The organism is Brachyspira catarrhinii, assembly GCF_005518285.1.
Taxonomy (GTDB): domain Bacteria; phylum Spirochaetota; class Brachyspiria; order Brachyspirales; family Brachyspiraceae; genus Brachyspira; species Brachyspira catarrhinii.
The window spans coordinates 1-1,867 of record NZ_SJDU01000414.1 but is presented as its reverse complement, the minus strand read 5'-3'; the positions used below and the strand labels follow the sequence as shown (position 1 = coordinate 1,867).

The window sequence follows — 1,867 nt, the reverse complement described above, 5'->3', positions numbered from 1 at the left end:
TAGGAAGCAGTATAGATGCTGCAGAAAATTTGAAAGAAGCTATAAATAGTTTTGACTATGGTTATAATTTATCTGATGCTTGGTATTATTTAGGTTTGAGTTATGAAAAAAATAATCAATATGATGAAGCTGTGAAAAGTTATGAAAATGCATTGTATATTAATGCAGACAGCAGATTAGATGATTATTTTTACGGAAGTCTTTATACAGTAAAATCATTGTATGATTTATATAAAAAGTTAGGTAATAATGATGAGGCAGTATATGCATTAGAAAATAGTATAGAAAAAGATGCATATATTCCATTTTATTTTATACCTTTTCCTAATAGAAAAGAAGAATATAAAAATTTCAAAGGAAGCGAAATTTATAATGATATAGTCAAAGCATATACTAATGTTATAAAAAATAATTCGTATAATGCTAAAGGTTATATATCTCATTTCTCACATTTCTATGAATTATATAAAGAATATGATAAGGCTATAGAATTACATAATAAAATATCTAAAGAAAGTTATGAAAATATAGCTGGAATATATGAGAAAACTAAAAATTATGATAAGGCAATAGATATATATAAAATGCTTATAAATATGTATCCAGATAATTCTGCATGTTTTTTTAATTATATTGCTAGTGTATATAGAAAAACAAAAAATTATGAAAAATCTATTAATTATTATAAAAAGGCTTTAGAGGCTGATAGTAAAAATACAGACTATTATATTAATATTGCTGAAACTTATGAAAAAATAAACAATTACGAAGAAGCTGCCAATTATTATAATAAGGCTATAGAACTTTATAATAGACCATGCAGATATTATGAAAAATTGGCAGAAGCTTATAAAAATATTGGAAAATATGAAAAGGCAATAGAAGCATATAAAGAATATTTAAAAATAGTTAATGATGGACATGAAGTTTCATATTTATATACAGTATGCTTTAAATTAAATACATTAAAAAATATTGCTCATTTATATGATAAGTTAAATGATATAGAAAATAGAAATTTATATTATAAAAAAGCTATTGAAAGATGCGGAGAACTTATAAAAGAGTATAAATATTATCAAAAAATGTATTTGGAAGAAATGGCTGATATTTATATGAAAATCGGATGCAAAGAAGAAGCATTTGAAATATATCATGATTTAATAAAAAAGTATGATAAAGAAATATTAAAAAATAAAAAGGATTATGAGCTTTTAGAAAAACATGGGGACTTATATGGCAAAATTGATAATAAAGAAAAAGCATTTGAAATATATGGTAAAGCTATAGGACTTTGTCTCAAAAAAATAGAGAGATTTAAAAAGACAAAAATATCAGATACAGATGAAGAATATGAAGATAAAATAAGTTTTTGTATGGAAGACTTATCATATTTAGCATTATTCTATCAAAAAGTTTCAAGATATGAAGAAGCTAATCTTGCCTATGAAGAGCTTATAAAAATATATGAGGAAAAAGTAACAGATAGTGAGGATAGTATATTTTATTTAGAATCTATTGCAGAGATTTATATTAAATTAAACAATTCAGATAATGCTTTAAAAACATATAAAAGGATTTTAGAAATAGATAAATATAATGATGCAGAAGATAAAATAAGATATATACAATCAGGAAATAAAATAAGAACTGCCCATATATTTGAACTATCTCATAGAATATATATGCAGCATGGTCAAACAGAAATGGTATCAAAAAAATTTTGTAATTAGATGTCATTTACTGTCATAATATTAATAATTTTTTATGAGAATGAAAATAATTTTAAGGAGAATAAAATGGAAAATAAAAATTACACTTTAGAAGAAATCGAAAATATAATAAACAAAGAGTGTTCTTATGAACC

1 protein-coding gene is annotated in these 1,867 nt (G+C 22.8%); it reads left to right on the top strand.

Annotated features, from left to right (window positions below; all coding sequences use genetic code 11):
* A partial coding sequence (locus tag EZH24_RS11055) for a tetratricopeptide repeat protein (RefSeq protein ID WP_137999166.1) occupies positions 1-1,733 on the top strand: 1,733 nt, incomplete at its 5' end.
* Positions 1,734-1,867 lie beyond the last annotated feature (134 nt).